Annotated in this window: 7 protein-coding genes; 3 read left to right on the top strand and 4 right to left on the bottom strand. The window is 66.2% G+C overall.

Annotated elements, in window-relative coordinates:
* The 4 genes from VF662_RS13760 to VF662_RS13745 all read right to left on the bottom strand — a co-directional run.
* A partial coding sequence (locus VF662_RS13760; RefSeq protein WP_464142261.1) for a mechanosensitive ion channel family protein occupies window positions 1–909 on the bottom strand: 909 nt, incomplete at its 3' end.
* Window positions 906–2,126: a cystathionine beta-lyase gene (gene metC / locus VF662_RS13755; RefSeq protein ID WP_464142259.1), complete on the bottom strand. Its 1,221-nt coding sequence runs from the start codon at window positions 2,124–2,126 to the stop codon at window positions 906–908. The genes metC and VF662_RS13760, both read right to left, overlap by 4 nt.
* A complete protein-coding gene (gene sseA, locus VF662_RS13750) occupies window positions 2,081–2,923 on the bottom strand; it encodes a 3-mercaptopyruvate sulfurtransferase (RefSeq protein ID WP_464142257.1) in 843 nt (280 codons plus the stop codon). Before sseA ends, metC begins: the two co-directional genes overlap by 46 nt.
* Window position 2,924: 1 nt before the next feature.
* Complete coding sequence (locus VF662_RS13745) at window positions 2,925–4,430, bottom strand: S10 family peptidase (protein ID WP_464142255.1); 1,506 nt, start codon at window positions 4,428–4,430, stop codon at window positions 2,925–2,927.
* Window positions 4,431–4,543: 113 nt separating this feature from the next.
* Here VF662_RS13745 and queF point away from each other — a divergent pair, with 113 nt between their 5' ends.
* The 3 genes from queF to VF662_RS13730 all read left to right on the top strand — a co-directional run.
* A complete protein-coding gene (gene queF, locus VF662_RS13740) occupies window positions 4,544–4,990 on the top strand; it encodes a preQ(1) synthase (protein WP_464142253.1) in 447 nt (148 codons plus the stop codon).
* A 3-nt stretch (window positions 4,991–4,993) separates the two neighbouring features.
* The gene (locus tag VF662_RS13735; RefSeq protein WP_464142251.1) at window positions 4,994–6,037 is read left to right on the top strand and encodes a 2-dehydropantoate 2-reductase; all 1,044 of its coding nucleotides are present in this window, start codon (window positions 4,994–4,996) and stop codon (window positions 6,035–6,037) included.
* Between the two features lie 98 nt (window positions 6,038–6,135).
* Window positions 6,136–6,978 (top strand): gluzincin family metallopeptidase (locus VF662_RS13730; RefSeq protein WP_464142249.1); only part of this gene is annotated, 843 nt, incomplete at its 3' end.

The raw sequence follows: 6,978 nt of genomic DNA, 5'->3' as shown, positions 1-6,978 counted from the left end.
ATTCTCATTCGGGATGAGGTGCTCCTTGCCGTCGCGGGTGATGATCGAGACGGCGCGCACGCCGATCTTCGAGACATGGCCGAAGCTTTCGCCGACGACGATCACGTCGCCGGGTTTGATCGAGCGGTCCATGAGCAGGATGATTCCGGCGATGAGGTTGCCGAACGTCTTCTGAAGCCCGAAACCGATCGCCAGGCCGAATGCGCCTGAGAAGACCGCGAGCGCGGTAAGATCGATCCCGGCGATGTCGATGGCGATGAAGAAGGCGCCGACCAGAAGCACCACGCCCGCCAGCTTCTGGGCAAGCAGTTGCTGGGTCGCATCGAGGCTTCGGGTGCGGCGGATCTGGTGATTGATGAAGCGGCTGGCGAGGCGGACGGCTGCGAACAGGACGAGAAGCGCCACCCCGATCTGGAGCACCGTCAGCAGCGAGAAGCGCGTCTTGCCGGCGGTGAAGCCGATCTTATCGAGCACGTTCATGACCGGCTGAAGCCCGTCGAGCACGTCCGCGAGCAAAGCCACGAAGGCGACTGCCGCAAGGAGCGCGGCGACCCAGCGCGGCATGTTGAGCCCGAGGATGAACTGCCAGACCAGCAGCGCCACCCAGGTGGAAACCGCAACGCCGAGAATGAATTCCGGCAGGTCCGGCCACGGCTCGGCGGCGATCGCAATGCCGAGCACCAGGGCGGCCACAACGTAGCGGACGATGCTGCACATCCGCTCCGCGATGCCTTCGTTGCGGGCGCCGGCATGCCGCTCCCAAAGCCGGGCGAAAAAGGGCCCGGCGCTGCGGCCGGCAAGGATGCCGAGGCCCCAGGCGACCAGCGCGATTACCAAGGCCGCTCCGCCCGACACGATGTCCGGATAGCCGATCGGATCGATCCCCATGGTGCCGAGCCAGCGGTTCAAGCGCCGGCTCCATAGGCGGCGAGCCCTGCCGCCAGGTCCGCGATCAGGTCGTCTGGATCCTCGAGCCCGATATGGAGCCGCACCATCGGCCCTTCCTCCTCAGGCTTTCTAACGCTGCGGATGCGCTCCGGATCAATGGGCAGCGCAAGGCTCTCATAGCCGCCCCAGCTATAGCCCATGCCGAAATGCTCCAGCCCTTCGATCAGCCGCGCCCGTGCGGCGTCGCCGCCGCCGCGAAGCACGAACGAGAACAGCCCCGACGTCCCGCGGAAATCCCGCTGCCAGAGCGCATGTCCCGGGCATTCCGGGAAGGCGGGGTGGAGCACCTTCGCCACCTGCGGCTGCTCCTTCAGCCAGCTCGCGACCTTGAGTCCATTCTCCTCATGCCGCTTCATCCGGACCCCGAGCGTCCTGAGGCCGCGAAGGGCGAGATAAGCGTCGTCGGGGCTGACATGCTGCCCGAGCGCGCGAGTGGTGGCGGTAAGGCTCTCCCACTGCTCTGTGGCTGCGGTGACGGAGCCCATCATCACATCCGAATGGCCGGCGATATATTTGGTGCAGGCGAGGATCGAGAGATCGACACCGAACGCCATCGCGGGAAAAAGCAGAGGCGTGGCCCAGGTATTGTCGAGGAGGGTGACGATCCCCCTCGCCCGCGCCGTAGCGCAGATCGCCGGCACGTCCTGCACTTCCATGGTGAGCGAACCGGGGCTTTCCATGAATATGGCGCGGGTGCGTTCGGTGAAAAGGTCCGCGACGCCGACGAGTGGATCGTAATAGCGGGTGACGACGCCGAAGCGCTTCAGGAAGCCGTCGCAGAAGCCGCGTGTCGGGCCGTATACGCTATCTACCATCAGCAGCTCGTCGCCCGGCCAAAGGACCGAGAGCAGCGCCGCCGACACCGCTGCGACGCCCGACGGGAACAGGCGGGTTCCGGCCGCGCCGGGCTCCAGCTCAGTCAGCGCCTCCGCCAGCGCCCACTGCGTCGGCGTCCCGTTGCGGCCATATTGAAGCCGGCCGTCCTCCGGCGGATAGGCGCCGCGCATCTCCCCGACGCTGTCGAACAGGATGGTGGAGGCGCGCCAGACGGGAGGATTGACGATCCCCTGCGTCCACTCCCGACGGCGCCCGCCCTCGACGAGCTTCGTGTCCGGTCGCTTTCCCTCTTCGCTCACGCGGGTCCAACGGCCTTGGGCGTCGCCGGGTCCGCGCCCCATTCCGACCAGCTACCGTCGTACAGCTTCATGTCCTCCTTGCCGAGGAGGTGCGCGCCGAACAGCAGCACGCAGGCGGTGATGCCGGATCCGCAGGTGGTGACGAGCGGCTTGGAAAGGTCCACCCCCGCCTCCTCGAACGCCCGGCGAAGCGTGTCGCCCTGCTTCCAGCTGTTGTCGGGATTGAAGAGCTTGCCCTGCGGCAGGTTCTTCGAACCCGGAATATGGCCCGCCTCCAGCCCCGGCCTCGGCTCCGCCTCCTCGCCGGTGAAGCGGGCCGCGCTTCGGGCATCGACGATCTCGTGCCCGTCCGAATGAACGATGCCGCTGACATAGGCCTTGTCGGCAATCACCGTGTCATCGAGCGCGGCCGTGAAATGGGCGTGGCGCACCTGCGGCTTACCGGTCTCCAGCGGCCGCCCCTCCGCCTTCCACTTCTCCAATCCACCATCGAGGATCGCCACAAAATGCGCGCCGAAGCTCTTCAGCATGAACCAGCCGCGCGCGGCGCTGTGCAGCGGCGAATTGTCGTAGACGACGAACCGGTTGCCGTCGCCGAGCCCGAGCGACTGCATGCGGCTGGCGAACTTGTGCTCCGGCCGGAACATATGGGGCGCAGGATTTGAAGGGTCGGCGATCTCGTCGATGTCCATGAAGACTGCGCCGGGGATGTGCCCGGCCTCATATTCCGCCCGGGCGTCGCGACCCTCCGCGGACAGGAAGAAGCTGGCGTCGATTACCCGAAGGTCGGGCGCTCCAAGCTCTCCCTCCAGCCACTCGGTCGAGACCAGCGACTCCATCTCAGCGCCCCCTGATGAAGGCGCGGATGTCCCGGCTGAGCTTCGTCCGATCCTCGTCCCGCACGTACATCATGTGGCCCGAGCCATAATATTGATACTGGATTCGGTCCTGCGGAATGCCGGTGCGGGTGAGCGCATATTCCGCGCCGAAGAAGGGCGTTGCAAAATCATAATAGCCCTGGCCGACGAAAATCCGCATGCCGCTATTCTCGCGCAGCGCCTTGCCGAGATAGGGCGCGACGTTGAGGTAGACGTCGTTGTCGCGCCCGCCGCCAATCCGCCAGTCCCATTGTCCGCCGATGCCGCCGATCGTGACGTAGCTGCGATCGGTCCGGTATTTCAGCGTGTCCCGGAGGTGAGCGTTGATCGCGGCCGTATAGCCCGCGTCGATGCCGTAGAAGCTGGGGTCGTTGTCGGGCGTCTCGCCGGCATTGTCATAGTCCCGGCCGGTATAGCGGCTGTCGAGCCTACCGATCGTGAGGCCCCGATCGCGGAGCAGCTCCTTGTAGAAGCGGGCGGGGGTGACGCGAAGGTCCGCCTGCTCGAGATAGGCTTCCGAAAGGCCGGTGAAGCGGGCGAGCTCGCGGCGCACCGCCGTCCGTTCCTCGGCCGATATGCGCTGCCCCTTCAGAAGGGCGGCCGCATAGGGCCCCATGGCGTAGCGCCGGGCCTCCTCGACGAAGGCTTCGGTCGAAGAAGCTTTCGCCTTGCCGTGGTAAAGCGCGGTTGCAGCCATCGACGGAAGGTTGAGGATGTGAGTCATCTCGTTGCCGGGCGTGTCCGCGCCCGCGCCGAAATCGAGGACAGTAGAGATCAGGAGCACTCCGTTCAGCGCTACGTCGTTGTAGGTGCCTTCGAGCTGGTTCACGACCGCCGCCGACCTGGTGGTGCCGTAGCTCTCGCCGCCCAAATATTTGGGCGCGTTCCAGCGGCCGTTCTCGTTCAGCCACAGGCGGATGAACTCGGCGATCGACTCCGCATCCTTGGTGACGCCGTAAAAGTCCTTGGGGTCTGTCTTGCCGAGGGCATGGCTGAAGCCGGTGCCGACCGGATCGATGAAGACGAGATCGGTGACGTCGAGCAGGCTGTCGGGGTTGTCGAGGATCGGATAAGGCGGCCCGGCATCGTCGCGCGCATCGGATGGGATCGCGACCCGCTTCGGCCCGAATGCACCCATGTGAAGCCAGACGGAGCCTGATCCGGGCCCGCCGTTGAACAGGAAAGTGACGGGCCGGTTGGGGTCCCTCCCCTCCTTCACGTAGGAGATCGAGAAGATGCTTGCCCGCGGCGTGTCTTCCTTGTCCTTGAGGAAGGTCTCGCCCGCGGTCGCGACGTAGCTCACCCGCTGGCCACCGAACGTGCCGGTATGCCGGGTGACGGCGACGTTGGGAGCCCGCGCCGGGGCGGTGTCTTCCTTGGCGGCCGGTTTCTCCGCCGGCTTGTCCTGTGCCGAGACCGGCGCGGCGAGCAGCATCGCCGCTGCGGAAAGTGCTGGGAATGCCCTCAAGGAATGTCTCCCGTCGCTCCCGCGAAAGCGGGAGCCCGGCTTCTTACTACGCCGGACGAAAAGATTGAAAAGCTGGATTCCCGCTTTCGCCGGAATGACGATAAAGGGAGCCTATGACGCCGCTTCACCTTGGCCAGTCCAGCTCGCTTCCAGCCTCTCCGGAGGAAGCGCGGCTCGACTACGTCCCCAATCCACGGCCGGGAAAGCCGTACCTCGTCCGCTTCACCGCACCCGAATTCACCTCGCTCTGCCCGGTCACCGGCCAGCCCGATTTCGCTCATCTCGTGATCGACTATGCGCCCGGCGAGACGATCGTCGAATCGAAGTCGCTGAAGCTGTTCCTGGGCTCCTTCCGCAACCATTGCGGCTTTCATGAAGACGTGACCGTGGGGATCGGCGAGCGGCTCGCATCGGAGATGAAGCCGCTGTGGCTGCGCATCGGCGGCTATTGGTACCCGCGCGGCGGGATGCCGATCGACGTCTTCTTCCAGACCGGCGATCCGCCCGCCGGCCTTTGGGTGCCGGGGCAGGACGTGCCGGGCTACCGGGGCCGCGGCTAGGCTTTGCGGACATCGCCGCACATCGTCGTGATGGGCGCCGGCTCGATCGGCTGCTTCATCGGCGGCGCGTGGCTCGCGGCCGGGGCGAAGCTGTCCTTTCTGGGGCGGCAGAGAATGGGCGACGAGATCGCAGCCAACGGCATGGCGCTGAGCGACCATGATGGCTGGAGGATCCATCTCGCGCACGATCTCGTCGACTTTCACACCAAGCCCGCAACCCTCGGCAAGGCCGACGTGATCGCGCTCTGCGTGAAGAGCCACGGCACTGAAGCTGCGGCCAGAGAGATCGGCCGCCACGCGCGGAAGGGAGCGACCGTGATCAGCTTCCAGAACGGCGTAAGCAATATCGACAGGCTGAAGCCGATGCTGCCGCGGTTCGAGGTGGTTCAGGGGATGGTGCCGTTCAACGTCGCCGCGCTCGGCCAGGGGCGCTGGCACAAGGGCACCTCCGGCGATCTCGTCGCCGGTGAGAGCGATGCAACACGCACGCTTGCCGCCCGGCTCGCGAAAGGTCCGGCCCGGCTGACGCTCGCCGGCGACATGAAGGGCCTTGCCTGGGGCAAGCTCCTCATCAACCTCAACAATGCGGTGAACGCCCTCTCCCGACGGACCCTTCTGGAGCAGCTGCGCGAGCGGGATTACCGGCGGGTCGTCGCGGCCTCGATGGTGGAGGCGCTCGATCTGCTAACGGCGGCAGGGATCCAGCCGGCGCAGGTGGGGCCGATCCCGCCGAAGCTCCTGCCGCACGCGATCGCAGCTCCCAATTTCATATTCAGGAACCTGCTGCTGCGCGTCCAGAAGATCGACGCCACGGCCCGCTCCTCAATGGCCGACGATCTGGCTGCGGGGCGGGAAACGGAGATCGACTTCCTCAACGGCGAGGTCTGCAGGCTTGCCCGCTCGCTCGGCCGTGAGGCACCGGTGAACGCGGCGATCGTCGATCTCGTCAAGCAGGCGGAGGCGGGCGTGGAGCATGCCTGGAGCCCGGAGGAGCTGAGGCGATACGTGCTGCAGGGGCACCGCGGCGTCGCGCCCTTCGGCTACTGAGGGAGGGATTGAACGAGTGACGCGCATCCGCGTTTGACACTCGTTACGGCGGCGTGCACCCGCTCCGCCGAACCCCGACCTTTGGAGAGCCAATTTCCATGCGCCTCACCGCCGCCGCATCGACCCTTGCAATCGCCCTCGCCTCACTGTCGCTCGCCGCCTGCTCCAGGGCCACGAACCAGAACGGCCCCGCCACCGCCTCTGCTCCGGCCCCGGCCTCGTCGACGGTACCGCCGGGCTATCAGGTGCCGACGCAGCTCCCCACCAATGTCCGGCCGCTCCAATATACGATCTCCGCACAGCCGGACGCGGGGAACATGCGCTTTTCAGGCCGCACCGATGCCGACATCGAGGTTTTGCAGGCGACCGACACGATCACCCTCAACGCGGTGGATCTCGAGTTCGACAACGTGTCCCTCGGCAGCTCGGCGGAGCGGCAAGGCTCTCCGCTGGCGCTCAACCCGGCCGACATCAAAGTGGACGCGGAACGGCAGACGGCGACGTTCCGCTTCGCCCGCCCCATCGCGCCGGGCCGCTATCTGCTGACGATGAACTATAGCGGCAAGATCAACACCCAGGCCGCCGGCTTCTTCGCGCTCGATTATCCGACCGCGCAGGGCCAGAAGCGCGCGCTCTACACCCAGTTCGAAGCGCCGGACGCACGCCGCTTCTTCCCCGGCTGGGACGAGCCGCAATTCCGCACGCCCTACAACCTCACCGTCACCATTCCCGCGGACCAGGTGGCGATCAGCAACATGCCGCAGGCGGGCGTGCAGACGCGGCCGGACGGCCTCAAATCGGTGACGTTCCAGACGACGCCGCCAATGTCGAGCTATCTGCTCTTCCTCGGCGTCGGCGATTTCGACCGGATCACCACCACCGCCAAAGGCGGCACCGAGATCGGCGTCGTCACCAAGAAGGGCGATGCGGAGAAGGGCCGG

The sequence above is a fragment of the Allosphingosinicella sp. genome (genome assembly GCF_036387215.1).
Taxonomy (GTDB): Bacteria; Pseudomonadota; Alphaproteobacteria; order Sphingomonadales; family Sphingomonadaceae; genus Allosphingosinicella.
This window is presented reverse-complemented; position numbering and strand designations above follow the sequence as displayed.

Excerpts from the sequence above, each read along its gene's own strand:
- metC (WP_464142259.1), bottom strand. The coding sequence starts at position 2,126 with ATGGGGCGCGGACCCGGCGACGCCCAAGGCCGTTGGACCCGCGTGAGC.
- sseA (WP_464142257.1), bottom strand. The coding sequence starts at position 2,923 with ATGGAGTCGCTGGTCTCGACCGAGTGGCTGGAGGGAGAGCTTGGAGCG.
- queF (WP_464142253.1), top strand. The coding sequence starts at position 4,544 with ATGACGCCGCTTCACCTTGGCCAGTCCAGCTCGCTTCCAGCCTCTCCG.